Below are 25,582 nucleotides of genomic sequence, written 5' to 3' on the forward strand. Positions count from 1 at the left end.
CTACGCGCCGCTGCCGACAGAGCCGGGGGCGGCGGCACCCGAGCGCAGCACCGCGCCGATCGCGGTGACGATCAGCCCGAGCGAGTGCGCGCCCGCGTCGGGGGTGCCGAGGCTCTTCTCGGCGTGCGGCCGGGCGCGGCCCATCCTCGGCAGCAGCTGCGCGGTCGCGGCGGCGGCGGCGGCGCAGGCCTCGGCGGCCCGGGTCCAGGCCGCGGGCAGCTCCTCGCCCGTGGCGACGGCCTCGGCGAGGACGTCGGCGAAGGGCACGAGGGAGTCGACCATCGTCTTGTCCCCCGGCGTCGCGCCGAAGCGGAGGATCGCGGCGCGGGCGCCGTCGACCCCCTCGACCACCGCGGCGGCCGTGGGTGCGGCGGTGTCGCCGAGCGCCGAGCCGACCGCGGCGAGCGCGGCGCCCCAGAGCGCTCCGGAGGTGCCGCCGGCCCGGTCGGACCAGGCGTCGCCGGCATGGGCGAGCACGGTCCCCGCCCCGGCACCGGCCTCGAGCGCGGCCCGGCCGGCGGCGACCGCCGCGTGCACGCCGCGCTGCATGCCGATGCCGTGATCGCCGTCGCCGGCGACCGCGTCGATCCGGCCGAGCTCGTCGGCGTTCTCGTCGATCGTGGACTGCGTCGCCTCGAGGGCGGCGAGCACGGTGCGGGCGGCGTCACGGGAGTCGTCGCTCGCCTCGCCGATGACGACCGCGGCCGTCTCCTGCTCCGTCACCGCGGCCTGCTCGGCGGGGCGGACCGAGCCCTTGCGGTACGCGGGAGCCTCGGCCGGCGCGGCCCAGAGGCGCTCGAGCTCGTCGTCGACCCAGAAGAAGGTGAGCGAGACGCCGGCCATGTCGAAGCTGGTGACGAGCTCGCCGACCTCGGGCTCGAGCACCTCGAGCCCGCGCTCGCGCAGACGCCGCTCGACGCCGGCGTAGACGACGAACAGCTCCTCGTACTTCACGGAGCCGAGCCCGTTCAGCACGACGACCAGGCGCGAGCCCTCGGCCGCGTCGACGCCGTCGGGCAGCTCGGCGAGCAGGGACGAGACCAGCAGCTCGGCGAGACCGTCGGCCGTCGGCACGTCGTCCTCGCGGATCCCCGGCTCGCCGTGGATGCCCATGCCGACCGCCATCCGGCCCTCCGGCACGGTGAACAGCGGTTCGGACGCCCCGGGCAGCGAGCAGCCGGAGAAGGCCACGCCGAAGGAGCGGGTGCGCTCGTTGGCGAGGCGGGCGATGCGCTCGACCTCCTCCAGCGATGCGCCCTCCTCCGCCGCGGCGCCCGCGACCTTGAAGACCGTCAGATCCCCTGCGATTCCGCGGCGCTTGTGCTTCTCGGCGACGCTCGCGCTCGAGACGTCGTCCGTCACCGTCACGGTGCGGACGTCGATCCCCTCGTCGCGCAGGCGCCGCTCGGCCGCGTCGAAGTTCAGCACGTCGCCCGCGTAGTTGCCGTAGCTGAGCAGTACGCCGCCGCCGTGCTCGGCCGCCGCGGCGACCGCGTGCACCTGCTGCGCGGACGGCGAGGCGAAGAGGTTCCCCATCGCCGCGCCGTGCGCGAGACCCTGCCCGACGAGTCCGCCGAACGCCGGGTAGTGGCCGGAGCCGCCGCCCACCACGAGGGCGACCGAGCCGGGCGCGCTCACGGTCGAGCGCACCACGCCGCCCTGCACCCGCCGCACGAAGCGGCGGTTCGCGGCGACGAAGCCGTCGATCATCTCGTCGGCGAAGTCGGACGGGTCGTTGTAGAGCCGGGTCATCAGGGGTCCTGTTCGAGGAGGGGCGTCGGGCGTCGGACGGTCGGCAAATCGCGCGGGGTGCTCAGTGCGCGATCACGTCGACGCTGGGGGCGTCGAGCGGTGCGTCCTTGTAGCGGCGCGCCAGCAGGGACATCAGCACGGCCGAGAGCAGCAGGAAGAAGCCGACGATGAACATCGGGACCTCGTAGCCGCCGGTCGCGTCCTTCAGGGCGCCCGTGATGTACGGGGCCGAGAAGCCGGCCAGGTTACCGACCGTGTTGATCAGCGCGATGCCCGCCGCGGCCGCCGCGCCGGTGAGGAACCGGGTCGGGAAGGTCCAGAAGTTGGGCAGCGCCGAGAAGATCGCCATCGCGGTGACGGTGATCACGGCGATCGTGGCCGCCGGGGAGCCGGCGAAGAGCGCGAGCGGGATGGACAGGCCACCGGCGATCGCGGGGATCACGATGTGCCAGGTGCGGACGCCGCGGCGGGTGGCGTCGCGCGACCAGAGGTAGAGGGCGATCGCCGCGGGCACGTAGGGGATCGCGGTGATCAGGCCCTTCTCGAAGATGCCGAAGGTGGTGCCGTACTGCTCCTGGAAGCCCTCGATGATCGTGGGCAGGAAGAAGGCGAGGGCGTAGAGGCCGTAGATGAAGCCGAAGTAGACGAAGCTCAGCATCCAGACGCGGCCGCTCTTGAAGGCGGACGACATCTTGGGGTGCGTGGTGACGCCCTTGGTCTTCACGTCCTCCTCGCGCTGCAGCGCGGTGGTGAGCCAGACCTGCTCCTCGCGGGTCAGCCACTTCGCATCGGAGGGCTTGTCCTTGAGGTAGAACCAGGCGATGACGCCGATGACGATCGCCGGCAGCGAGACGCCGAGGAACATGAAGCGCCAGCCCTCGAGGCCGAGGATGCCGTCCTGCTCGATCAGCAGGCCCGCGAGCGGGGCACCGATGACCGTGGTGAGCGGCTGCGCCAGGTAGAAGAGCGCGAGGATCTTCGAGCGGTGCTTGGCCGGCACCCAGAGGCTGAGGAAGAGGATCGCGCCCGGGAAGAAGCCCGCCTCGGCGACACCGAGCAGGAAGCGCAGCGCGACGAGCTGCTCGAAGTTCTGCACCCAGGTGAAGAGCAGCGCGACGATGCCCCAGCTGACCATGATGCGGGCGAGCCAGCGGCGAGCGCCGAAGCGGTGCAGCGCGAGGTTGCTCGGCACCTCCAGCAGGATGTAGCCGATGAAGAAGACGCCCGAGGCGAAGCCGAACTGGGCCGCAGAGAGGGCGAGGTCGGCCTCCATGCCGTTCGGCGCGGCGAAGCCGATGGCCGTGCGGTCGAGATAGTTGATGAAGAACATCAGGGCGACGAACGGCACGAGCCGGATCGACACCTTCCTGATGGCGCTCTTCTCGACGGCGGCGTCCGCCGTCGCGGTTCCGCCTGTGCGGGAGGGAAGGTCCACGTCGATCTCCTGATCCGTGTCAACGACTGTGTTGGGTGGTGCGGTGTGGCTCGGGCCGCCTTCGGGGGAATTGGCTGACCGGTTGACCAATTAGAGGATGCCGTGCCGGGTAGCCGGTTGTCAACCGGTTCTCCGGTCGCGTCGCTGCGGGTGGGGTGCCGGCGCGGTTGCTACGGTCGGACCATGCCGGCGTACCCCGAAGACGATCCGTCCCTCGTGCGCCTGGAGCTGCAGGTCCTGCCCCGCGGCACCGCTGTCGCCGAGGTGGCCAAGCAGCTCACCTCGCTGCTCACCCGCGGCGATCTCGTGCCCGGCTCGCGCCTCCCCCCGGAGCGCCAGCTCGCCGAGAGCCTCGGCGTCGGCCGGTCGGCGGTGCGCGAGGCGCTCGCGGCGCTGGAGATCCTCGGCATCGTGACGGTGCGGCCCGGCTCCGGCACCTACCTGCGCGACAGCACCTCCGAGCTGCTGCCGACGACGCTGAGCTGGGGGCTGATGCTCTCCGCGGGGCGCACGGCCGAGCTGATCGAGGTGCGCGGCACCCTGGAGGTGCAGGCCGCGATGCTGGCGGCGCTCCGGATCGACGAGGAGGGACTCGAGCGCCTGCGCGCGCACCTGGCGGCGATGGAGTCGCACCTCGACGACATCGCGGCGTTCGTCGAGGCCGACGTGCGCTTCCACCTGCAGATCGCGGTCAGCGCCGAGAACGTGGTGCTGCGCGATCTGCTGCAGACCATCCGCTCGCTGCTGCGACTCTGGGTCGAGCGCGCGCTCAGCAGCCCCGAGCAGGCCCTCGACGCCTTCACCGAGCACCGCGCCGTGCTCGAGGCGATCGAGGCGCGCGACCCGTCCGCCGCCGCGCGGGCGATGGAGGCGCACATGAGCACCGCGTCCCGGCGCCTGGCGGACACCGGGAGCTGATCGCGGGCCGTCGGTGCGGGGCCCCCGATCCGGGGCTGCCGATCGCGGCCCGCGGTGGCAGACTCGGCCCATGAGCGACCTCCTGCGCCGCGGTGCCGCGGCGGCCCTGACCCTCGCCGCGGTCGGCCTCCTCGTCACCGGCTGCGCGGGGCGCGCCGACAGCGCCTCCTCCACCTCGCCGTTGCCGCGGCCGAGCGCGACGGCCACGGTGGCGCCCACGACCTCGCCCACCGCGACGACGTCGGCACCCGCCTCGATCGTCCCGACCGCGGAGCCGACCGCCGCGCCGACGGCGGCACCGGAGCCTCCCGCACCGCTGCCGACCGCGACCCGGCCCCCGGCACCCGCGCCCGAGCCGGAGCCGGAGCCGGAGACCGTCCGCTGCGTCGGGAGCGACCTCTCGCTCGAGTACCGCGCCGACCCCGACGCGTCCGGCGCGGGCAGCAGCGCCTTCGACCTGATCTTCACGAACACGACCGACCGGACCTGCACGCTCGCCGGCATCCCCGGGGTCTACGCCGCGGGGGCCGACGGCGGCCGCCTTGGCGCGGTCGCCTCCGCCGACGGCCCGAACCCGGACGGCCTGCTCGCCCTCGCGCCGGCGGCGCAGGCGGATGTCCGCGTCGCCTGGCACTCCCCCGGCGCCTTCGGCTGCCCGACCGCGACGTCGACCTTCCTCGTCGCCGAGGTGATCGACGCGGCCGATGCCGCCGTCCGCGCGCCCGCCGCGATCGAGGTCTGCACCGACAGCACCGTGTACCTGGACGCCTCGACCTACACGCTGCTCGGCTAGGTCCTGCGCCGGTCCCCCGAGGACCGCGCCCAGGTGGTGGAATGGACGAGGACAAGGAGAACCCATGCTCATCCCCCCGCACGACGCCGGCGCCCGCGCCCGGTCCACCCGCCTGCCCTCCGCGCCGGCCACCCGCTCCGGCGATCACTCGCTGCTGTCCGAGACGGTCGCCGTCTGATGGCCGAGGAGCGCGCGATCCTCGCCGGCGGCTGCTTCTGGGGCCTGCAGGAGCTGATCCGGGACCTGCCGGGCGTCTTCGAGACCCGCGCCGGCTACTCCGGCGGGACGACCCCGAACGCCACCTACCGCCACCACGGCGACCACGCCGAGGCGGTGGAGATCGAGTTCGACCCCGAGCAGACCTCGTACCGCGACCTGCTCGAGTTCTTCTTCCAGGCCCACGACCCGACCACCCGGAACCGGCAGGGCAACGACATCGGCACGGGCTACCGCTCCGTGATCGTCGCCCTCTCGCCCGAGCAGGAGCGCGTCGCCCGCGAGACGATCGCCGAGATCGACGCCTCCGGCCGCTGGCCGGGCCCGGTCGTCACCGAGGTCCAGCCGGCCGGCGAGTTCTGGGACGCGGAGGAGGAGCATCAGGACTACCTTCGGAAGCACCCCGGCGGCTACACCTGCCACTGGGTGCGTCCGGGCTGGACGCTCGACGCCTGAGCGTCGGGCTGCTTCCGGCGGCACCCGGGCAGCGGATCGGGGCTGACGCCCCGATCGCGACCCGGGCGTCGGCGGCGGCGCTCACGTCCCGCGGAGGGCCGCGATCGGCTCGATGCGGGAGGCGCGCCGCGCCGGCACGCTGCCCGCGAGCAGTCCGATCAGGGCGCCGAGGAGTGCGCCGCCGAACGCCACCCCGGGGTCGAGCACCGGGGTCCACTGCTGCGCGAGCGAGACCGCGAGCACCGCGAGGACGCCGGTCGCCGCACCGAGCAGACCGCCGAGGAGGCCGATCACGGCCGACTCGACGATGAACTGCTGCGCGATCCTGCGTCGTGTGGCGCCGAGGGCACGGCGCAGGCCGATCTCGCCGACGCGCTCCATCACCGACAGCGTGGTGACGTTGGCGATGCCGACGCCGCCCGCGAGGAGCACCACCACCGAGAGGATCAGGAACACCAGGTCCACGTCGGCGCGGACGTCGCCGGCCAGCTCGGACCGGCCGCCTGGCGCGGAGACGGAGACGGAGTCGGGTGCGTCCGGGGCGAGGGTCAGCGGAGCCTGCGCCGCGACCTGCGGGCCGGCGCCGATGTCGATGCGCGCCTGGAGGTCTCCCGGCGTCGCGAGCGCGAAGTCGGCCCGCGCGGTGCCGGTGGGGAGGACGACCGCGTCGAGCAGCTCGGCGCGGGCGTGGACGTCGGCGAAGATCCCGAGGACCGAGTAGGCGACTCCGTCGATCAGGATCGACGGCCGGGAGTCGACGCGCTCGACACCGAGCCGCTCCGCCGCGCGGCTGCCGAGGACGACGACGCGGTCGGCGCGCGCGTCGTGTCCGGAGTCGAACATCCGCCCGGTGGTCACGTCGCCCTCGAGGGTGCCGAGGAGATCGGCGGAGGCGGCGAACACCCGCGGCGGGGCGGCGGCGGGCGCCGAGGGGTCGTTGACCGGGACGGCGGTGACGCTCGCGCCCTCGCGGAGGGACACCTCGCCGACGAGAGCCGCCTGCTCGACACCGGCGAGCCGGAGCACCCGGTCGACGGCGTCCCAGGGCAGGCGCCCGGTGGCGACGCTGTCGCCGGAGGAGTCCTTCGCCTCGGCCGGCTGCACGACGACCTGGGTGGCGGCGAACGCGTCGAACCGGCGGGCGAGCTGATCGGCGGTCGTCTGGGCGAAGCCGATCGTGGCGACGAGGGCGCCGATGCCGAGCACCGTGCCGAGCAGGGTCATCACCAGCCGGGCCGGCCGCGTGCCGATGTCGGAGGTGGCCTCGGCGAGCAGGTCGGCGGCGGTGAAGCGGTCCGCGCGGCGGACCGGCCGCAGCAGCGCGGACGCGGCGGCCGAGCGCGGTCGCCGGCGCCCGAGCCGCCGGCGCAGCGCCGCGAGTGCCGGGCTCATGCGGTCACCTCCTGCATCCGTCCGTCGGCGATGCGGAGGCACCGGCGCGCCCGCCGGGCGACGGCGAGGTCGTGGGTGATGACGACCAGGGTGAGTCCGGTGTCCGTCAGCTCCTCGAAGAGCCGCATCACGTCCGCGGTCGTCGAGCCGTCCAGATTGCCGGTGGGCTCATCGGCGAGGAGGAGGCTCGGGCGGGCGACCACGGCGCGTGCCACGGCGACGCGCTGGCGCTCGCCTCCCGAGAGCGTCGTCGGCAGGAAGCCGAGCCGGTGCCCGAGGCCGACCCGGAGCAGGGCGTCGCGGGCGCGCGCCTCGCGGTCGGCGCGCGGCGTCCCGCTGTAGAGCATCGGCAGCATCACGTTCTCGAGCACCGTGCGCCGCGGCAGCAGGTGGAAGGACTGGAACACGAAGCCGATGCGCTGCGCCCGCACGGCCGCCCGGGTGTCCTCGTCGAGCGCCCCGGTGAGCGCGCCGTCGAGCCGGTACTCGCCGACGCTCGGCCGGTCGAGCAGACCGAGGATGTTCAGCATCGTCGACTTGCCCGAGCCGCTGGGACCGACGATCGAGACGTAGTCGCCCGCGTCGATCCGGAGGCTGACGCCCTTCAGCGCCTGCACCTCGGGCGGACCCGGGAACGAGCGGGTGACGTCCCGAAGCTCGACCAGCGGAGCGGTCACCGGCCGACCACGACCAGGTCGCCCTCGTCGAGCGTGCCGTCCACCGGCGACACCTCGACCGCGCCCTTCGCGGCGAGACCGGTGGTCACGACGACGAGCCGGGTGGCGGCGCCCGGATCGCGCGGATCGCCGTCGACGACCTCGACCCGGCTCTCGCCGCCGGAGCCGGCGGACAGCGCGGCGACCGGGACCGAGAGCACGGCGCCCTCCGTCGCTCCGACCGCGACCGTGACCTTGACGTTGGTGTCGCGCAGTTGCTCGATCTGCTCGGGCGAGAGCGGATCGGGGGTGAGCGTCACCGTCCAGCGCCCCTTGCCGTCCTTCGCGGGATCGACACCCGACACCGTGGCGCCGTGCGACGACCGGTCGGGAAGTTCGAACGAGGCCTTCTGCCCGACCGAGAGCAGCCGCGCGTCGGCCTCGGCGGCGGAGCCGGAGAGCTCGACCTGCGCGCCGGAGACCGTCATCGCCGCCCCGGACAGCACGCTGCCGCGCTTGGCGGTGACGGCGTCCACCCGCCGCGGGAGCGAGGTGAGGAACAGCACCTCGCCTGCGGGGAGCGCCGGGAGGACGGACTGGCGGGCGCGGGTGAGGTCCTCCTGGGCCTGCGTCACCTGGGACTGCGCCGACTCGACGGCGCCGCGCTGGGCGCCGGTGTCGGTGCTCGCGCCCAGCTGGGCTCGCCGGAGCTCGGCGAGGCCGAGCGCGTCGTCGAGGTCCGCGATGCGGAGGCCGTCCGGCGGCTCGGCCGCGCGGGCGGCCTCCAGCTCGCGTCGTGCGCTCGCGACCGCGTTGTCCGCCTCGCGGACCTCGACGGGCGAGGAGCCCGCCCGAGCGGCGTCGAGCTCCTTCTGCGCGGCGACGAGTCCCTGCTCGGCCGAGCGCAGCGTCTCCTGGGCGGCGCGGACGACGTCCTCGCCGTCCTCCTGCGTCGCGGGCGGCGCGTAGCCGGCCTGGGCGTACAGCTCGGTGACCGCGTTCGCGGCCGTCTCGTCGAAGACGTCGTCGGCCGGGTCGCCGGCGTCGATGCCGAGGCCGCGCAGCGCCGTCTTGAACTGCACCACGTCCGGCCCGGACACCCCGAACCGCAGGGTCCGGTAGGCCGGCAGATCGCCGGGGAGGACGATGACGGGGCGGCCGGCGATCTCCAGGGCGATCGACAGCGGCGACAGCTCGGTGCCGGCCGCCGGGACCTGACCGGTCACCACTGCCGCGCCCTGGATCCCGGTCGTGTCGATGGTCACCTCGACGGCGTCCGCGTAGCGCACCTCGCCGCGGAGGGTCACGTCGTTGCTCAGCTCGCCGGACTCGACCGGCGCGGTGATCAGGCCGGGGGCGGGCGGCTCCGCGTTCGCGGCGGCCTCGGCGGGCGACACCACGAACCTCCCGACGAGCAGTCCCGCGACGAGGCTCAGCAGCGCGGCGGCGGCCACGATCCAGAGGACGCGGTTGCGCGAGACGACGGCGGCGAGTGCGGCGAAGCGGCCGCGACGCCGCGGAGTCTCGGAGCCGTGGTCGGGATCGTCGGCGGGCTCGGTGACCGCGAGGAGGTCGAGCGGATCGGTCGGCGTCGGATCGGAGGTCGGTCGACCGGTCGGCTCCGAGTCGGACGGCGTCGGATCGCCGGAGCCCGGGCGGCGGGGAACGCGCATCTACTCGCCCTGCTCGGCATCGGCCTTCAGCGCGTCGAGCTCGGCGCGGTGGTCGTCGATGAACCGCTGCTCCAGCTCGTCCTGGACCTTCTTGTGCACCGCGGTGTAGTCGGTCTTCTCCCGGCAGTCCAGATCGGCGAGGGCGAGCTCGATCTCCTCGTCCTTCACCGCGACGAGCTTCGGGTCGGTCGGCTCGACCACTTGGTCGCCGGCCGCGTCGAAGACCGCGGTCAGCTTGTCGCTGATCGAGTTCACGGCGTCGCAGGGGGTGGCGAAGCCCGGGTAGCCCGCGTCGCTCAGGCAGGAGGACCACGCCGCATCCAGATCCGCCAGCTCGGGGACCGACTGCAGATCGGTGTAGAACTCGTTCAGCGCGTCCATCACCGGCTTGTGCTTCTCCGCCGACGCCGGGTCCTCCCCCTCGAGCTCGTGCTGGGCGGCGCCGAAGCAGCCCGCCGTCGTCCAGTCGTACTCGTACGACCCGTCCTCGGAGGCCGCGGCGTCCTCCGGTTCCGCCGGGCCGTGGAGCGCCTCGGAGTAGGCCGCCTTCTCGGACTCCGAGAGGCTGTCGTAGTACTCGGAGTTGGCGTCGACGTACTCGTCCTCCGGCTCGGCCGAGTCGTAGCGACCGGGAGAGTCGACGACGCCGTAGCCGTACTGCGCGACCCACTCGCGGTCGTCCGGCTTGTAGGAGTCGTCGTCGGAGGAGAACGACGCCGACTGCACGCTCGGGGTGTAGTCGAAGCCCGACTCCTGCATGCAGGTCGCGACGAGCTCCTCGCGCTTGCGGTCCTGCTCCCTGTACTTCTCCTCCTGCTCCTCGGGCGAGAGGTCCCCGCCGTAGAGCGCTCCGAGGTACTCGACCAGCGGAGAGGTCGGCTCTTCGGTCTTCGCGTCCTCGGCGGGGGCGGAGCAGCCGGAGAGCGCCAGCACGCCGGACAGCGCCAGAGTAGACAGTGCCAGTGCCGAGCGTGCGGTGGTCAGGTGGGCGCGGCGTCGATGCTTCACGGAGGTCCCTCTCGTTCGGGGGCGCGCGGCGCGGGCGGGGGTCCCGCGCTCGCGCGCCGCCGACGACGATACCGACGGATCCTCACCACCGTGTGGTCGGGGCGGGCTCTGGCGTCGCACGTCGGTCGACCCGCCGCGGGACGCCCACGTCGAGCGGTTCCTGCGGCGTGGAACGTCGGTTCGCGGACGCGGCTACGGCGTCAGCAGCACGCGCGCGGCTCCGCCCGGTTCGAGCACGAACGGCTCGCCGACCGCTTCCCCGACCGCCTCCCAGCGCTCGATCCCCGTCGGATCGACCGCCACCGCGACGCCGCCCGGGTTGCCGAGCAGCACCACCCGGCCGTCCGCGGCGACGGCTCCGAGCGCGACGAGTCCCGGCGCGTCCACGTCCAGACGAGGTGTCCCGGTCAGGGCCGCCGCCCACTGCAGCACCGCGCCGGCGGCCGTGACGCCGGCCGCCGCGGCGACACCGCGCGGTCCCCACTGCTCGAAGTAGGCGAGGGAGGCGACGCCCGGGGCCGCGAGCGCGTCGAGGCTGCCGACGACCCAGGCCGCGAGCTCGGGCGCGTGCTGGCGCACGTCGTCCGCACCCGGGACGATCTGCGGGCCGTAGCCGGACCGGTCGATGTCGGCGGCGCCGGGGTCGAACGGCGAGGTCGACACCGCGTTCATCCGCGCACCGAGCGTGACCGGACCGATGTGCAGGCGGCGGCCCTGCGCGAGCGCCGTCGCGTCGCGCACCACCGTGCGCTGCACGGCGAGGGACTCGACGAGCTGGTGCCCGGAGCGGTCGTGCATGAAGGGGGTGATGCTGAAGGCGAGCGGCGCGTCCACCTGCGCGAGCGCGTCCGCGCCGCGGTTCAGCTCGGTGAAGTGCGAGCGGACGCCGCCGACGACCTCCGCCCCGCGCTCGGCCGCCGCCCGTCGCGCCGCCTCGAACAGGTCGGGTGTGCTGCGGTGGCCCCGGGCGGCGAAGACGCCGAGGCGGGCGAGCGGCGCGCCGCCGAGCTCGTCGAGGACCGTGCGGACGTCCTCCGGGCCGGACGCGACGACGCGCAGATCGATCGGGCGTCCGTCGGCGTCCTCGAGCGCGCGCTGCAACGCGCGACGCCAGCCCGCCCAGCGCACGTCGCACTCGACCAGCAGATCGAGCGCCGGTCGCACGTCCGGCCGGAGGTCCGTCGGCGCGCTCGCGGCGGAGGTGCGGATCTCGGGGAGCGGGTGCCCGGCGCTTCCGATCCGCAGGACGGAGGGGGACGCGGGCGATACCCGCGTGACGGTCGGCGGCGCGCCGCCGCAGTCGATCCGCAGGCTCTGCCGGACGATCTCCCCCGCGTCGACCGGCACCGGGAACGGCAGGCTCAGCGGCGTCGAGTAGGTCTTGAACGACGCGTCGGTCCAGTTGCGCTGATCCTCCGTCTCGAACACGTCGCCCTCCAGGGTCAGCTCGACCGGGACGCCATCGGCCGTCCAGGCGAGACCGGCGAGGTCCTGCGCGGGCTGATGGGGCGCGATCCGCTCGGGGAAGGCGAGGCGATCGGCGGTGCCGCCCGGGTGGCGCGCCTCGACGACCGCTCCGGCGCTCTCCGTGCCGTGCAGCACGATCAGCCCGAGGCGGTTGCGGAGGAAGGGCGTGCTCGCGCGTGCCTCGAGTGCGATCGTGAGCGAGTCACCGGAGAAGTCGGCGCGCAGGGTCCAGGTGACGCGCGCCTCCCCCTGAGCGCTCTCGCCCTCGACCACGAGAGTGCCGCCCTCGATGTCGAGCGCTGCGCGGACGGTCGCGAAGGTCCCCCAGTCCTCGTCGCGGACGACGAACCGGACTCCGCGGAGGATCCGCGCGGCGCCGAAGCAGAGGTCGTCGAGCCGGCCGTCGGAGTACCGCAGCGACCACGGGCCGCTTCGGACCGTCCGCGCGTCGCGCTCGGCGGCCTGGAGGAGCCCGGCCGGGACCGTCGGCGCGGCCGGCGAGATCTCGATCGCGGGCACGATCAGAGGGTGGTCATGCCGCCGTCGACGCGGAAGAGCGCGCCGGTGGCGTAGCTCGACTCGTCGCTGGCGAGGTAGACCATGATGCCCTCGACGTCCGCCGCGGAGCCGGGTCGACCGAGCGGGATGCGCGAGGTGATCGCGGCGCGGGCCTCGGCGTCGCCCGAGATCGCGGTGACCAGCGGGGTCTCCGTGTAGCCGGGGACGACCGTGTTCACGCGGATCCCCTCTCCCGCGTAGGCGGCGGCGACGGTGCGGGCGAGGCCGTGCATGCCGGCCTTCGAGCTGCTGTAGGCGGTGAAGTCCTGGCCCTCGCCGTTGAGCCCGGTCGGGCTGCCGGTGAGGACGATCGAGCCGCCGCGGCCTCGCAGTGCACGGACGGCGTGCTTGACGGTGAGGAAGGTGCCGGTGAGGTTGATGTCGATCGTGCGGCGCCAGACGTCGAGGTCGAGGTCGGCGATCTTCGCGTCCTGGCCGAAGAGCTGCACGCCGGCGTTCGCGACGACCACGTCGACCGCGAAGCCGTCGGCCGCGAGACGGGCGAAGGCCTGCTCGACGCTGCTCTCGTCCGAGATGTCGAGCCGGACGGCGACGGAGTCCGGGAAGGCGGCCGCTGCGTCCTCCGCCGCGGCGAGGTCGCGGTCGGTGAAGGCGACCCGGGCGCCCTCGCGTGCGAAGCGCTCCGCCACGGCCCGGCCGATGCCGGAGCCGGCTCCGGTGACGAGGGCGGTCTTGCCAGTGAGGCGTCCGGTCATGCGTGCTCTCCTTCGAGTCGATCTGCTCCGATCATAGGAGGCGAACCGGTTGACCGCCTAGGCCGTGTCTGCTCGATTCCCGCGGTCGGCGCGACCCCTTGACCCGGCCCGGTCGAGCCGCGACGCTCGCTCTACACGTCCCGCACCACCCCACCCCTCCCGGAGGTCACCATGAAGGTCGGCTCGCTCGTTCTCCGTCTCGCCGTCGGCGGTCTGTTCGTCGGACACGGACTGCAGAAGCTCCGCGGCTCGTTCGACGGGCCCGGCCTCGACGGCACCGAGCAGATGATGAAGAGCCTGGAGCTGCACCCGGCGCGCCGGAACGCGGTCGCCGCCGCCGTCACCGAGACCGCGGGCGGCGCCGCGCTCGCCCTGGGCCTGGCGACGCCGGTCGCGGCGGCCGGGCTGATCGCGACCATGGTCACGGCCGTCCGCAAGGTGCACTGGTCGAACGGCCTCTGGAACAGCGGCGGGGGCTGGGAGTACAACGGCCTGCTCGCGGCCGCCGCGACCGCGATCGTCGCGGACGGCCCGGGCGCGCTCTCCTTCGACGGCCTCGTCGGGAAGCGGAAGTGGGGGGCCGGTTGGGCGCTCTTCGCCCTGGTCGCCGGCGCCGCCGCCTCCACCGCCGTGATCGAGGCCGGACGCCGCGCCGCACCCGCCGAGGTCGAGGACTCCGGCAGCGAGACCCCCGCCGCGCCGGACGACACCGCCACCGCATGAGCGCACCCCCGCTGATCGACGCTTCCGCATGAGCGCAGCCATGCTGATCGACGCTTCCGCATGAGTGCAGCCATGCTGATCGAGTAGACCGCGAAGCGGGCGTATCGAGATCCACCGTCGTCCGAAGGAGGCTCTGCAGACCCGCCCTACTGTAGGCGCCGGGTCTCGATACGCCCCGGCGGGGCTACTCGACCAGCATGCGGGGGGGCCGACATGCGGCGTGGAGCCGCACCCGATCCGCAAGGAGCGGATGGGGACCCCTGCCGGTCGAGCAGCCGTCCGCAGGACGGCGCATCGAGACCCGGTAGCGTCGCAACGTGACCGCCTCCACTCCTCCCGCCGTCCGCCAGCTCCGCCTCGTCGTCCAGGTGGACGACATCGACGCGGCGCTCCGCTTCTACCGCGACGCCCTCGGCCTGACCGAGCGCGCCGCCTTCGAGGGCGACGGCGACGCCCGCGTCGCGATCCTCGAGGCCGGCGTCGCCACCCTCGAGCTGGCGAACCCCGCGCAGGTGCGGATGATCGACGGCCTCGAGACGGACGGCGACACGAGCGACCCCCTCCGCATCGCCTTCGAGGTCGACGACGCCGCCGCCGCGACCGCGGCCCTCGCCGACGCGGGCGCCGAACTCGTCGCCTCCCCGCGGGAGACGCCCTGGCGCTCGCTCAACTCCCGCCTGCGATCCCCCGACGGCCTGCAGCTGACGCTGTTCGAGGAGCTCGGAGCCGCGCCCGAGGACGACGCGGACGACGAGCTCCTCCTCTGGCAGCGCGCCGTCGACCGGCTCGACGGCCTCGAGGATCCGGACGGTGTCGTCGAGCGGATGCGAGTGCTCGCCGCGCGCTACCCGGGCAGCGACGGCGTCGCTCACTTCGAGCTCGGCGGTGCCCTCGACAGCGCAGGCCACGAGGCGGAGGCGGCCGTGGAGTACGAGCGCGCCGTCGTCGCCGGTCTCGACGACGAGCGCCTCGCCCGGCTGAGCATCCAGTACGCCTCGACCCTGCGGAACCTCGGCCGGACCGATGAGGCGATCGTCCTCCTCTCCTCCGCCCAGCAGCACCCGTCGATCGGTGCGGCGCGCGAGGTCTTCCTCGCACTCGCCCTGCACAGCGCCGGTCGCACCGACGAGGCGCTGCGCACCGCGATCGAGGCGCTCGCCCCGACGTTGCCGCGCTACCGCCGCTCGGTCGCCGCCTACGCCGCCGATCTCACGGACTCGGCGCCGCAGAGCTGAGACGGCCGGTCGCCGGACGGCGCGCCCACCGCCGCGGGCGCTCGGCCCTGCTCACTCCGCGAGCAGCGCGTCGATCTGCCCCATCGCCTGGTTCATCCCCTCCTCCATGCCCATCTGCACCATCTGCTCGAGCTGCTCGAGGGTCTCGAAGGAGGAGCGGACGGTCATCCGGGTGCGTCCGTCCACCTCGGCGAGGGTGACGACCGCATGGGTGACGCCCAGCGAGTCGTCCGCGCGCCCCTCCTCGTCGGCGAAGCCGTCGTCGAACTCGAACCGGGTCGGCTCCTCGACCTTCGTCACCACCCAATAGCCGCGGGCCTTCTCCCCGTCCGGCCCCGTCATGAAGTACCGACTCCGCGAGCCCTCCACCGCCTCGTGCGTCTCGAAGGTCGCCGGCCAGGTCGGCGGTCCCCACCAGCGCTCGAGCCGCCGCGGGTCCGCCCAGATCCGCCACACCCGCTCGACGGGCGCCTCGAACTCGGCGGTGATGGTCATGGTCAGGTTCTCGATGTCCTTGACGGACTCCACAACGGTCATCCTGCACGTCCCTTCCTTCGTTCCTCCGGCGGTCGCACCTCGTCCTCGGCGAGGACGTCGGCGATGCGGTCGACGCGATCGCGCCAGAGCAGCTCGTAGGCCTCGAGCAGCCGCGCCGCCCTCCTGAGCGAGGCGACCTCTCCGCTCACGAGCTGCTCCCTCCCGCTGCGGCGCTTGCGGACGAGCTCCGCCCGCTCCAGCACCGCGACGTGCTTCTGCACCGCGGCGAAGGACATCTCGTAGCGTGCCGCGAGCACTGTCACGGACTGCTCCGCTTCCAGCACCCGTGCGACGATGTCGCGCCGCGTCCTGTCGGCGAGCGCCTGGAACAGCCGGTCGACATCGCTCTCGTCCTCGATTCGTACAACCATATGGTTGCACGTTACTCGCGCTCGTCCGAGGAGGCAAGAGCCGCGCTCGGCACCGCGTCACCACGTGCTCTCCGCGCCGGTCACACGTGCGCCGCCGCCCGGTCCAGCGACCGCGCGGCGGAGTCGAGCACCCAGTCGGGCACGGCGCGGATCTCGAGCACCGACCGGTGGAGCTTCGCCAGCGAGTAGTGCGGGTCGATCCGGAGCGCCTCCTCGAGGTGCCGGGTGGCGATCGAGGAGACGCCGAGCGCCCACCAGCACCAGGCGAGGACGGTCAGCACCGGCGGCCGCGCCTCGACGGGCGCGAGCGCTGCCGCCCGAGCGAGCCGACCTGTCGCTCGCTCGGTCCGCTCGAGATCCGGGCCGGGCCCCGTCCCCATCATCAGCGACGCGGAGAGCAGGTCGTGCGCGTCCTCGAGTCCCGCGTCGGCGTCGCCCTCGACGAGCTCGTCCATCGGGCGGCCGGTGCGCGCCTGCTGCTCCTCGAGCCGCTTCTGACGCCGCCGCTCCTCGATCGCCGTCTCGCAGCCGAGGGCGATCTGCAGGGTCGCCTGATCGCGCAGCGCCGGGGACTGCAGCACCCGGATCAGCGTGGCCTCCTGCCGCGGTGCCGGCGGACCGTGCAGCCACCGCTCGACCAGGCCGATCACGTCGTGCGCCCCCGAGGCGGGATGACGCACGATCGCCTCGACCGTCGCGCGATCGGAGTCGGAGACCGTCGGCAGTGCGGCGAGCGCCGTCACGTCGAGCGGCTCGGGAGCCGCCGCGCGCGCGAGGACGCCGGTCCGGCTCTCCTCGATCTCGGCGAGCGGGCGAGGCTCGCGCGTCTCCTCGATCGAGGTGTAGCGCCCCCAGCCGTCGGCGGCGACGCAGGCCACGCCGACGATCCCGAGGTCGGTCCGCTCCAGCCGCCGGAGGACGGTGCGGCCGAGGTCGAGCAGCGGGATGCCGTGCGCGGTCGCGTAGCTCTGCCGCGTGTAGACGATGGCCAGCACCCCGGTCGCTCGCGAGATCGACGCCGTGAAGCGCTCGCACCGGCCCGCCAGCTGGTCGACCTCCGCTCGGCGCAGTCGATGAGGGATCGGGAAGCGGAAACCGCCTCCGGCCCGGTTCCCGAGGAACGGGACGACGACGAGGGCGTCCTCCGGATGGAGGCCGATCATCGAGGGGACGGCGGCGAGCAGGTCGGGCAGCCCGCTCACGCGGAGGAGCTCCGGCTCCCGGGAGGGGCTGTGGCGGGCGGTGGCGAGGCGATCGGTAGGAATCATGCCGGCAACGGTCGTCGTCGCCGCGCCCGCCGTGGGAGCCGGTCGGCGGATCCGTGGAGAGCCGCCGCGACTCCTCTCCTGTGGAGGGACGGCGTCACCTCGATGCAGCGGCGTGCATCCGCTCGAGAGCCGCGCGCACCGCCGCGAGCGTGTCCGGATCCCCGTCCACCCGATGCTCCACGCCCACCGGGATCCACACCAGCGCCGCGAGCAGACCGGCCACCGTCTCCGCCTCCACCGGCCAGCGCGTCCACCGAGCGTCGAGCGCCACAGATCCCGCCGACCACCGCCCGAAGACCCGCACCATCTCGTCGAGCGGCATCGCCAGGTCGACCACGAGCTCGTACCGCGCCGTCCGCCCGGACGAGGCCACGAACGCCGCAGCGTCGTCCTCGGGGAGCCGCCGCGGCTCGAAGTGCACGCGCGTCTCGAGCAGCCGGCTCACCCGGTCGAGCCGGAACGTCCGCCAGTCCTCGCGCTGCCGGTCCCAGCCGACCAGCACCCAGGAGCGGTGCGTGGAGACGACCGCGTGCGGCTCGACGACGCGGTCGCTCTCGGCCCCGTCCGCCGCGACGTAGTGGAAGCGGAGCCGCTCGTGGTCGCGGCAGGCCAGCGCCATCCGGCCGAGGATCTCCGGCGGGATCGACGCGGCGCGCGGCCTGGCGGACCGGAGCACCCCGCCGACCGCGCTGACGCGCTCCCGCAGAGCACTCGGCAGCACCTGCTCGAACTTCGCGAGGGCGCTCAGCGTCGTCCGCTCGCCGTCGGCGAGCCCCTCGTCGGCCGCGAGCCGGAGTCCGACCGCCACGGCCACGGCCTCGTCGTCACTGAGGAGCAGCGGGGGAACGCGGCTGCCCGGCTCGAGCCGGTAGCCGCCGAGTGCGCCGCGGGTCGCCGCCACGGCGTAGCCCAGCTCGCGCAACTGCTCGATGTCGCGGCGCAGAGTCCGCTCCGTCACGCCGAGGCGCGCCGCGAGGACCGGCCCCGACCACTGCCGATGGGTCTGCAGCAGGGCGAGCAGAGCGAGTGCGCGGGAGGTGGTCGCGGCCATGCCGACATCCTGCTCCTCCATCAGGACGTCAACCGACCTGATGCCGCTCTAGCGTCGTCCCCGAGAGCCCGGCCGGGCGCTCGAAGGACATGGAGCAGGAGAGACATCATGGACATGAAGCTCGAGCTCGTCGCCGTTCCGGTGACCGACGTCGATCGCGCCAAGCGCTTCTACGTCGAGCGGATCGGCTTCGTCGCCGACCACGACCACGTCGTGCACGAGGGGCTGCGCTTCGTGCAGCTGACGCCTCCGGGGTCGGCCTGCTCCATCGTCCTCGGCATCGGCATCACCGAGATGGCGCCCGGCTCGCAGAAGGGCCTGCAGATGGTCGTCGCGGACGCGGCGAAGGCCCGGGAGGAGCTGCTGGCCCGCGGTGCGGAGGTGTCCGAGGTCGACTCGCAGCCCTGGGGCGAGTTCGTGCACTTCGCCGATCCGGACGGCAACACCTGGGCACTGCAGCAGATCGTGATCCCGGATCTGTCGTAGCGGCGGCGCTCTCCTCGGCGGCCGGATCGGATTCTGAGACGATCCGCGCTGGCCCGACACTGTCAGAGTGAGAGGGAGAGGAGGTCCGCGGATGACGCCCACTCAGGAGAGCACGTCTGTCGGGGGAACGACGGCAGCGCAGAAGTCGGCCGGGCCGTCCGAGCCGCCGCGAGAGCCGCCGTCGGAGCTGCCGCCGGAGGAGACCGACGCGGAGCTCGTCCGCCGCGCGGCGGCCGGCAGCGAGCTCGCCTTCCGCTCCCTCTATCGCGCGTACGTCCGCCCCGTCTACTGGCTCGCGCACGGGATCCTCCGCGACCCCCGGGACGCCGAGGACGTCGCGCAGGAGACCTTCGTCCTCGCCTGGAGCCGGCTCGGCGGGCTCGAGCTGGTGAGCGATTCCCTCCTCCCCTGGCTCGCGACGATCTGCCGCTTCCAGGCGGCCAACCGCCTGCGCTCCCGCCTCCGCGACCGGGAGCGGACCGTCGAGGCCGACGACGAGACGCCCTCGCCGCACGACCTCGAGCAGCAGATCGTCACCGCCGCGCTCGCCGAGGCGATCCTCCGCGAGACGGCCGGGCTCGCCGAGCTCGATCGCGCGATCTTCCGCCTCTGCGCCACCGAGGGGCGCGGGTACGAGGAGGCCGCCGTCACCCTGGGCGTCTCGCACGCCACCGTCCGCAACCGCCTGTCCCGCGTCCGTCGACGCCTCCGCCTGGTGGTCGACGACTTCCGAGGAGCCGAGACGTCATGACCGAACCCACAGACTCGCGGGGAGATGAGCTCCAGGCCTCCGAGCTTGAACCTCCCGAGATCCAGGCCTCAGATCGCCCAGCGCCCGAGCTCGACACCCTCGACGAGGACCGCGTCTCGGCACTCGAGGCGCGCGTCTTCCGCGCCGTCGCAGCCGCCCGCCGCGAGCGGGGAGCCCGTCGCCGACGCGTCGCCGCGATCGGGAGCGTCGCCGCGGGCCTCCTCGTGGTCGCCGTCGTCGTAGGTCCCCTGGTCGGAGGCGGTGCCGGAGTGGGGTCCGCTTCGAGCGCGGCAGGGTCCTCGAGCGAGGCAGGCGGTCTCGACTTCGGGCAGTCGGGCGCGGAGTCCGCACCGCAGTTCGCCGACGGCTCGGCGCAGGGCGCGGCGGAGGCGCCCGGCGACGCGTCCGCGGAGGGGACCGGCCGGGAGGTCGTGTCCACGGCGAACGCGACGCTCGAGGCCGACTCCGTCGCCGACGCGATCGCCGCGCTCAGCGCGACCGCCGCCGCGCTCGGCGGCTACGTCGAGAGCTCCAGCTCCACCATCAGCTCCAGCACCAGCGCGTCGACGGCCGGAACCGATCCCGCTCTCGACCCGTCGCAGTACGCGCCCCTCCCCGAGGGCGCGGGGAGCGTCTCGATCCGGGTCCCCGCTGACCGGCTCACCGACGCTCGAGAGTCGCTGGCGGCCCTCGGCACGGTGACCGGCTCGTCGATCGACCGGCGCGACGTGACCACCCAGGCGATCGACCTCCGCGCGCGGGTCGAAGCCGCCCAGGCCTCCGTCGACCGGCTGACCGAGCTGATCGCCCAGGCCGGCAGCCTCGCCGACCTCCTCGCCGCGGAGTCCGCCCTCGCCGATCGCCAGGCCTCGCTCGAGTCCTCCCAGCAGCAGCTCGCCGCCCTCGAGGGTCAGGTGTCACTGGCGACCCTCACGGTGACGGTCCTTCCGCAGTCGTCGCCCGTCACCGCCCGGCCCACCGGCTTCCTCGACGGCCTGCTCGCCGGCTGGAACGGTCTGGTCGTCGCCGCGAACGGCGCCCTCATCGGCCTCGGCTTCCTCCTCCCCTGGCTCGCCGTCGTCGCCGTCGTCGCGCTCCTGGTGGTGGCCGTCCGCCGTCGACGCGGACCGCCCACCGGCGCGCCGACTTCGGGTCGGCCGGGCCCAGATCGGGGCGAGGGCGCCGACGGAAGCGCGGGCGAGAGTGCGAGCAGTGTCAGGAGCCGGGCCGCCGGAGAGTGACCGCGCCGCGAGCAGCCGCGATGTCAGCCGCGCAGCACCTTCGCCATCGCCTTGCCCTTCGCCAGCTCGTCGACCAGCTTGTCCAGCCAGCGGATCCGCTGCATCAGCGGATCCTCGACGCTCTCGACGCGAACGCCGCAGACGACTCCCGTGATCAGGGCCGCGCTCGGGTTCATCGGCGCCGCGGCGAAGAAGTCCTCGAAGGTCGTCCCGGCCTCGAGGTGGCGGTGCAGCTCCTCGTCCGAGAAGCCGGTCAGCCACACGATCACCTCGTCGACCTCGGCCTTCGTCCGCCCCTTCCGCTCGGCCTTCGCCACGTAGTGCGGGTACACGGAGGCGACGCTCGTCGTGAAGATCCGGTGCATGCGTCGAAGGGTAGCCGCGCACCCCCGACCACGGCGAGGCCGCACCGAGCAGCCCCCGGCGATCGACCCCGCGCTCGCGCCGCGCAGACCGCGGGCGTCGACCCCAGCCCAAGGGGGAAGGCCACGATGAAGCTGCTCACGGGACCTCGCACGACTGAGCCTCTCCGGCGCTCGCAGAACCCGCCAGAGCGCTCGTTCCCCGTCACCGATTCGCCGCGCCGACGATCGGTGTCGGACCCTTGCAGCGATCCCGAACCGCTCCTCCGGCTCCCGTCCAGGACGGCCTCCGGATCGCCACCCACCGACGAGAGGCCGTGCAATGACGTTCGACGAGCATCCCGGAGATCAGGACGGATCCGACTCCGCTCCGGCAGCGGGAGTCGCCCGCCGAGCCACTCTAGCCGCCGCATGGTCGACGCCCGTCGTCGCCGCCTGCGCGGCGGCGCCCGGAGCCGCCGCGTCCGTCCCTCCTTCCCCCGTCCTCCCCGCCCTGTTCCTGGGCGTCCGTGCTGTCGACGACGGGCTCGGCACCACCGATGTCGGCGCCCGACGCCGCTTCACCCTCTCCGTCTTCGTGAACGGCGACGGCGTCGCGGGAACACCGGTCGTCCTCCCGGAGGAGGCCCGGGTGGACTTCGCGACGGATCACGACTTCGTCATCCTGTCGAGGCAGGTCGTCCGCGACAGTCGCCGCGCCGGGCACATCATCATCCCGGCGGGCTCCTACCCGGGTTCCCTTCCGTACCTCGTCGGCGGGGCGGCCAAGGTAGCGGCGCTGACGGGGGGCTCTCCGCATCTCCTCTTCTACAACGATCCCCCGCAGCGCTCCCTGGTGACGGTGACCGTCGTCCGGGGTCCCGTGTACACCGGACCGCCGCTTCCCGGGATGATCGGCACTCAAGCGGCGAAGGCCGAGCTCACGACGGACTGATCCTCCGCCCGGTCGACGCATTCCGGGCGTCCGTCACCCGGCATCGGTGCGAGGGCTGCCGCACCGACCCGTCGCGCCGCTAGTCTCCCGGAGTGCCGTCGCATCGCGACCCGCTGCACACCGCGTCACCTCACCAGAGAGAACCACCGTGAGCCTCCTCCGCACCAAGTCCGTCGAGCAGTCCATCGCCGACACCGACGAGCCCGAGACCCGCCTCAAGAAGTCGCTGAGCGCCCTCGACCTCACCGTCTTCGGCGTCGGCGTCGTGATCGGCGCCGGCATCTTCACGCTCACCGGCCGCGCCGCGCACGACATCGCCGGGCCCGCGATCGTGCTGAGCTTCATCGTCGCCGCCTTCGCCTGCGCGCTCGCGGCCATGTGCTACGCGGAGTTCGCCTCCACGGTGCCGGTCTCCGGCTCCGCCTACACGTTCTCCTACGCCTCGCTCGGCGAGCTCTTCGCCTGGATCATCGGCTGGGACCTGATCCTCGAGCTGTTCCTCGGCGCGAGCGTGGTCGCCCAGGGCTGGAGCGCCTATCTGGGCTCCTTCCTCGGGCAGCTCGGCATCGTCCTGCCGGCGGCGATCTCCTACGGCGGCGTGGTCGACGTCCCCGCGATCCTTCTGGTGCTCGTGCTCGGCGCCCTGATGACCTTCGGCATCAAGGAGTCCCTGCGCGTCAACCTGGTGCTGGTCGCCGTGAAGCTCTTCATCGTGCTGTTCGTCATCATCGCCGGGCTGCAGTTCATCAACGCGAGCAACTACTCGCCGTTCATCCCGCCCGCGGAGGCGTCCCAGGCCGCGTCCGGCCTCGCCCAGCCGCTGCTGCAGTTCCTCTCCGGCATCGAGCCGGCGACCTTCGGAGTCGGCGGCATCATCGCCGGCGCCTCGCTGGTCTTCTTCGCCTACATCGGCTTCGACGTCGTCGCGACCACCGCCGAGGAGACCCGCAACCCGCAGCGCGACATGCCCATCGGCATCATCGCCTCGCTGATCATCTGCACCGTGCTCTACTGCGCCGTCGCCCTCGTCGTCACCGGCATGGTCCCCTACCGCGAGCTCGACCCCTCCGCCGCACTGGCGAACGCCTTCGCCTACCACGGCCAGACCTGGATGGCGACGGTCATCTCCGCCGGCGCCGTCGCCGGCCTCACCACCGTCGTGCTGACCCTCCTCATCGGAGCCACCCGCATCATCTTCGCGATGTCGCGGGACGGCCTGCTCCCCCAGCGCCTCGCGAAGGTGCACCCCCGCCTGCGCACCCCGTGGGTCACCTCCGTCGTCGTCACGATCATCGTCGCCCTGCTGGCCGGCCTGACCCCGATCGGCGTCCTCGAGGAGATGGTGAACATCGGCACCCTCTCCGCCTTCGTCCTGGTCTCCGTCGGCGTCATCGTGCTCCGCCGCAAGCGCCCCGAGCTCCAGCGCGGCTTCCGCGTCCCGCTCAACCCCTGGCTGCCCGGCCTCTCCGCCCTGATCTGCACCTACCTGATGCTCAACCTCTCCATCGAGACCTGGCTGCGCTTCCTGATCTGGCTGGCCATCGGCTTCGCGATCTACTTCGCCTACTCCCGCTCCCACGCGAAGCTCGGACGCTAGTCGAGCGATCCTTCGCCCCGCCGGCGATCCCGGCAACGATTGCTGGCCTCGACAGCCACGATGCGCATCGAACCGCACCGGATAGGTCGACTCCCGCCAAGCTGCATAACGCGACAGCGAGGGCCGCGGTGGTGAGCGACTGTGAGGATGTGCGGATGAACTCCGCAATCGCTGCACATCTGAATGAACTCGCTGGCCGGGCCGGCGCATGCGGGGCCGCTGCCCAGCGCTTCCCCTCGCGAACGCTATGACCACCCGAGAAGGAAACGGGTCCGCGCGGATCTAGTTCGAGGACCTCGCACACAGCGTCGCGGAGACATTCCTCAGCGAGATCGCCCGGCGAATGGTGCTGACCGGCGAGGTCGATCCGACAGTGACGAGTCCGTCCGATGTCCACGGACTCGCGATGGAGCGTCTGAGGGAGCATTTCGAAGGAGGCGCCGGCTTCACGTTCACCATCGATCACCGGTCCTCGACGCTCGAGCATGCCCGCAGTTTCTTCCTCGAGGGCAGGGACGAGTACTCCTTGGTCTTCCACGGCCTCTACATCGAACACACGTTGAACCTCGCCATTCGTGACCGTGCGATCCAGCTCGGTCTCGCAGAGAACGAGGCAGTGGATCTCATGCGGCGCTCACTTCACGACAAGACCGGGCTGACCTGGAAGCTCCTTTTCGACGAGAGTTTCCCGCAGCAGTTGCGTACCGACATCGAGACGGTCGCGAACAGACGGAACGCCTTCGCGCACTACAAGTGGCAGAACGACCCGACCACGAAGCTGCTGCCGGCGGAGGTGGCAGCTCGACGCACGACTGCCTTCGACGCAGCAGAGCGAGCCGCGGTCGAGCTCGACGCCTACAGAACACGACTCTTCGGAGTGAACGGCGTCGATCTCGACGACTGGTTCCACGAGCGACAGGAGTCGCAGAGCTGAAGGCTCGCACTCTCCCCACTCACCGCTCCGATCCCTTCGCATCTCCGCAGTTCTCACCACAGCGAGTCGGCGGCAGGATACTCCCGACCCAGTCCATCGAAGTTTCGAACCCCCGCTGATCAGGGCCGCCTGCGGCTCTGGGGACCCGCGAAGTCGGATGTCCGCCGTAGGGTGCAGTCATGCCCCGCGCCATGGCCGACCTCGAATTCCGCCGCCAGCAGTGGGAGCAGCGCTACGCGCCCCACGTCGCCCCGATCAACCGCTGGATCGACGAGCTGCGGAACCCGTACGACCGCGGCTGGCTCCCCTACGTCGCTCCCCTGCACGGCGGCACCGAGGCGCGGGTGCTGAGCATCCTCCGCGATCCGGGCCCCGGCACTCGGGACGGCGCGGGCAGCGGGTTCCTCTGCACCGAGAACGACGACAGCTCCGCCGAGCTGATGTCGCGCCTCCTCACGGACGTCGGACTGTCGCCGTTCGATCTCCTGCCCTGGAACGCCTACCCCTGGTACATCGGCAAGGCACCGACCGCGGAGCAGCTCGACGCGGGGATCCCGACGGTCCTGCACCTGCTCGACCTCGCACCGACCATCGAGGTCGTCCTGCTGCAGGGCGCCGACGCCGACCACGGCTGGCGCCGCCTGCTCCGGCTGCACCCGGGCATCGAGCGCGAGCGCGGCCTGGCCGTCGTGCGCACGTTCCACCCGTCTCCGCAGGCCCTCTTCACGAAGGACCCGATCGAGCGGGCGGCGCGGGTGGCTCGCCGCGAGGCGGCCTTCGCGGAGGTCGCGGAGCTGCTGCGCTGAGCGGCTCGGCACGCGCGCACGGCGGCGCCAGAAACGACGAAGCCCTGACGAGTGCTGTCCGCGAACGGACGTCTCATCAGGGCTTTCTGTCGGGCTGACAGGATTTGAACCTGCGACCCCTTGACCCCCAGTCAAGTGCGCTACCAAGCTGCGCCACAGCCCGTGGCAGTCCGGACCGAGGCCCGGGCAACTCGACTACCTTAGCGGATCGCGGGGCCGAGAGTGAAAACGACCGACGCTCGGCGC

The 25,582-nt window shown here is 73.0% G+C and carries 25 protein-coding genes and 1 tRNA gene; 12 read left to right on the forward strand and 14 right to left on the reverse strand.

Translation table 11 applies throughout. The annotated features are described in order from the left end of the window. Together EDF17_RS12920 and EDF17_RS12925 are read right to left on the reverse strand one after the other, a co-directional pair. Nucleotides 1–1,752 carry a dihydroxyacetone kinase family protein gene (locus EDF17_RS12920; protein WP_123446067.1) on the reverse strand — a complete coding sequence of 584 codons (1,752 nt, stop codon included), beginning with the start codon at nucleotides 1,750–1,752 and terminating at the stop codon, nucleotides 1–3. A gap of 61 nt (nucleotides 1,753–1,813) precedes the next feature. Then, a complete protein-coding gene (locus EDF17_RS12925) occupies nucleotides 1,814–3,082 on the reverse strand; it encodes an MFS transporter (protein ID WP_221181810.1) in 1,269 nt (422 codons plus the stop codon). 288 nt (nucleotides 3,083–3,370) lie between these two features. Between EDF17_RS12925 and EDF17_RS12930 the strand changes: the two genes are divergently transcribed. The 3 genes from EDF17_RS12930 to msrA all read left to right on the forward strand — a co-directional run bounded on the left by EDF17_RS12930 (nucleotide 3,371) and on the right by msrA (nucleotide 5,570). After that, nucleotides 3,371–4,105 carry a FadR/GntR family transcriptional regulator gene (locus EDF17_RS12930; RefSeq protein WP_123446065.1) on the forward strand — a complete coding sequence of 245 codons (735 nt, stop codon included), beginning with the start codon at nucleotides 3,371–3,373 and terminating at the stop codon, nucleotides 4,103–4,105. 70 nt (nucleotides 4,106–4,175) lie between these two features. Continuing rightward, nucleotides 4,176–4,898: a DUF4232 domain-containing protein gene (locus tag EDF17_RS12935; protein ID WP_123446064.1), complete on the forward strand. Its 723-nt coding sequence runs from the start codon at nucleotides 4,176–4,178 to the stop codon at nucleotides 4,896–4,898. 177 nt (nucleotides 4,899–5,075) lie between these two features. Continuing rightward, a complete protein-coding gene (msrA, locus tag EDF17_RS12940) occupies nucleotides 5,076–5,570 on the forward strand; it encodes a peptide-methionine (S)-S-oxide reductase MsrA (RefSeq protein WP_123446063.1) in 495 nt (164 codons plus the stop codon). 81 nt (nucleotides 5,571–5,651) lie between these two features. Here the strand turns inward: msrA and EDF17_RS12945 are convergent, their stop codons facing one another. The 6 genes from EDF17_RS12945 to EDF17_RS12970 form a co-directional block, all read right to left on the reverse strand. Next, on the reverse strand, nucleotides 5,652–6,962 hold the full coding sequence (locus EDF17_RS12945) for an ABC transporter permease (RefSeq protein ID WP_123446062.1): 1,311 nt from the start codon (nucleotides 6,960–6,962) through the stop codon (nucleotides 5,652–5,654). Further along, nucleotides 6,959–7,639 (reverse strand): ABC transporter ATP-binding protein, encoded by a 681-nt coding sequence (locus tag EDF17_RS12950; protein ID WP_123446061.1) that lies wholly within the window; start codon nucleotides 7,637–7,639, stop codon nucleotides 6,959–6,961. The genes EDF17_RS12945 and EDF17_RS12950 overlap by 4 nt, the downstream gene beginning before the upstream one ends. Continuing rightward, nucleotides 7,636–9,291 carry a hypothetical protein gene (locus EDF17_RS12955; RefSeq protein WP_185019965.1) on the reverse strand — a complete coding sequence of 552 codons (1,656 nt, stop codon included), beginning with the start codon at nucleotides 9,289–9,291 and terminating at the stop codon, nucleotides 7,636–7,638. The genes EDF17_RS12950 and EDF17_RS12955 overlap by 4 nt, the downstream gene beginning before the upstream one ends. Next, on the reverse strand, nucleotides 9,292–10,299 hold the full coding sequence (locus EDF17_RS12960) for a hypothetical protein (RefSeq protein WP_133672054.1): 1,008 nt from the start codon (nucleotides 10,297–10,299) through the stop codon (nucleotides 9,292–9,294). A gap of 192 nt (nucleotides 10,300–10,491) precedes the next feature. Further along, a complete protein-coding gene (locus EDF17_RS12965; RefSeq protein WP_123446059.1) occupies nucleotides 10,492–12,285 on the reverse strand; it encodes a hypothetical protein in 1,794 nt (597 codons plus the stop codon). 2 nt (nucleotides 12,286–12,287) lie between these two features. Then, entirely contained in the window at nucleotides 12,288–13,040 is a 753-nt protein-coding gene (locus tag EDF17_RS12970) for an SDR family NAD(P)-dependent oxidoreductase (RefSeq protein WP_123446058.1), read from the reverse strand. 171 nt (nucleotides 13,041–13,211) lie between these two features. Between EDF17_RS12970 and EDF17_RS12975 the strand changes: the two genes are divergently transcribed. Both EDF17_RS12975 and EDF17_RS20305 read left to right on the forward strand, forming a co-directional pair. Beyond that, entirely contained in the window at nucleotides 13,212–13,763 is a 552-nt protein-coding gene (locus tag EDF17_RS12975) for a DoxX family protein (protein ID WP_123446057.1), read from the forward strand. A 317-nt stretch (nucleotides 13,764–14,080) separates the two neighbouring features. After that, nucleotides 14,081–14,998: a tetratricopeptide repeat protein gene (locus EDF17_RS20305; protein ID WP_243732885.1), complete on the forward strand. Its 918-nt coding sequence runs from the start codon at nucleotides 14,081–14,083 to the stop codon at nucleotides 14,996–14,998. Nucleotides 14,999–15,049: 51 nt separating this feature from the next. Here EDF17_RS20305 and EDF17_RS12990 read toward each other — a convergent pair whose 3' ends face one another. The 4 genes from EDF17_RS12990 to EDF17_RS13005 all read right to left on the reverse strand — a co-directional run bounded on the left by EDF17_RS12990 (nucleotide 15,050) and on the right by EDF17_RS13005 (nucleotide 18,225). Further along, nucleotides 15,050–15,535 (reverse strand): SRPBCC domain-containing protein, encoded by a 486-nt coding sequence (locus tag EDF17_RS12990; protein ID WP_123446056.1) that lies wholly within the window; start codon nucleotides 15,533–15,535, stop codon nucleotides 15,050–15,052. Further along, the gene (locus tag EDF17_RS12995; RefSeq protein WP_123446055.1) at nucleotides 15,532–15,906 is read right to left on the reverse strand and encodes a helix-turn-helix domain-containing protein; all 375 of its coding nucleotides are present in this window, start codon (nucleotides 15,904–15,906) and stop codon (nucleotides 15,532–15,534) included. The genes EDF17_RS12990 and EDF17_RS12995 overlap by 4 nt, the downstream gene beginning before the upstream one ends. Nucleotides 15,907–15,986: 80 nt before the next feature. Continuing rightward, complete coding sequence (locus tag EDF17_RS13000) at nucleotides 15,987–17,174, reverse strand: DUF4192 family protein (RefSeq protein WP_123446054.1); 1,188 nt, start codon at nucleotides 17,172–17,174, stop codon at nucleotides 15,987–15,989. Between the two features lie 94 nt (nucleotides 17,175–17,268). Further along, nucleotides 17,269–18,225, reverse strand: a complete 957-nt coding sequence (locus tag EDF17_RS13005) for a YafY family protein (protein WP_166649673.1) — start codon at nucleotides 18,223–18,225, stop codon at nucleotides 17,269–17,271. A 108-nt stretch (nucleotides 18,226–18,333) separates the two neighbouring features. Here EDF17_RS13005 and EDF17_RS13010 point away from each other — a divergent pair, with 108 nt between their 5' ends. The 3 genes from EDF17_RS13010 (at nucleotide 18,334) to EDF17_RS13020 (ending at nucleotide 20,703) form a co-directional block, all read left to right on the forward strand. Next, a complete protein-coding gene (locus EDF17_RS13010) occupies nucleotides 18,334–18,711 on the forward strand; it encodes a VOC family protein (RefSeq protein WP_123446052.1) in 378 nt (125 codons plus the stop codon). Nucleotides 18,712–18,802: 91 nt separating this feature from the next. Further along, the gene (locus tag EDF17_RS13015) at nucleotides 18,803–19,462 is read left to right on the forward strand and encodes an RNA polymerase sigma factor (protein ID WP_123446051.1); all 660 of its coding nucleotides are present in this window, start codon (nucleotides 18,803–18,805) and stop codon (nucleotides 19,460–19,462) included. Next, nucleotides 19,459–20,703: a DUF4349 domain-containing protein gene (locus tag EDF17_RS13020; RefSeq protein ID WP_123446050.1), complete on the forward strand. Its 1,245-nt coding sequence runs from the start codon at nucleotides 19,459–19,461 to the stop codon at nucleotides 20,701–20,703. The genes EDF17_RS13015 and EDF17_RS13020 overlap by 4 nt, the downstream gene beginning before the upstream one ends. A 23-nt stretch (nucleotides 20,704–20,726) precedes the next feature. Here EDF17_RS13020 and EDF17_RS13025 read toward each other — a convergent pair whose 3' ends face one another. Then, nucleotides 20,727–21,068 (reverse strand): DUF2200 domain-containing protein, encoded by a 342-nt coding sequence (locus tag EDF17_RS13025; protein ID WP_123446049.1) that lies wholly within the window; start codon nucleotides 21,066–21,068, stop codon nucleotides 20,727–20,729. Nucleotides 21,069–21,387: 319 nt separating this feature from the next. Between EDF17_RS13025 and EDF17_RS13030 the strand changes: the two genes are divergently transcribed. The 4 genes from EDF17_RS13030 to EDF17_RS13045 all read left to right on the forward strand — a co-directional run bounded on the left by EDF17_RS13030 (nucleotide 21,388) and on the right by EDF17_RS13045 (nucleotide 25,336). Continuing rightward, nucleotides 21,388–21,999, forward strand: coding sequence for a hypothetical protein (locus EDF17_RS13030; protein ID WP_123446048.1), 612 nt, complete (start codon nucleotides 21,388–21,390; stop codon nucleotides 21,997–21,999). Between the two features lie 148 nt (nucleotides 22,000–22,147). Beyond that, entirely contained in the window at nucleotides 22,148–23,596 is a 1,449-nt protein-coding gene (locus tag EDF17_RS13035; RefSeq protein WP_123446047.1) for an amino acid permease, read from the forward strand. A gap of 343 nt (nucleotides 23,597–23,939) precedes the next feature. Further along, nucleotides 23,940–24,530, forward strand: coding sequence for a hypothetical protein (locus EDF17_RS13040; protein ID WP_123446046.1), 591 nt, complete (start codon nucleotides 23,940–23,942; stop codon nucleotides 24,528–24,530). 179 nt (nucleotides 24,531–24,709) lie between these two features. Further along, on the forward strand, nucleotides 24,710–25,336 hold the full coding sequence (locus EDF17_RS13045) for a uracil-DNA glycosylase (protein WP_123446045.1): 627 nt from the start codon (nucleotides 24,710–24,712) through the stop codon (nucleotides 25,334–25,336). Between the two features lie 89 nt (nucleotides 25,337–25,425). Here EDF17_RS13045 and EDF17_RS13050 read toward each other — a convergent pair. Then, nucleotides 25,426–25,499 (reverse strand) — tRNA-Pro (locus tag EDF17_RS13050). Nucleotides 25,500–25,582 lie beyond the last annotated feature (83 nt).

The organism is Rathayibacter sp. PhB1 (assembly GCF_004362935.1).
In the GTDB taxonomy this organism is placed as follows: Bacteria; Actinomycetota; Actinomycetes; order Actinomycetales; family Microbacteriaceae; genus Rathayibacter; species Rathayibacter festucae.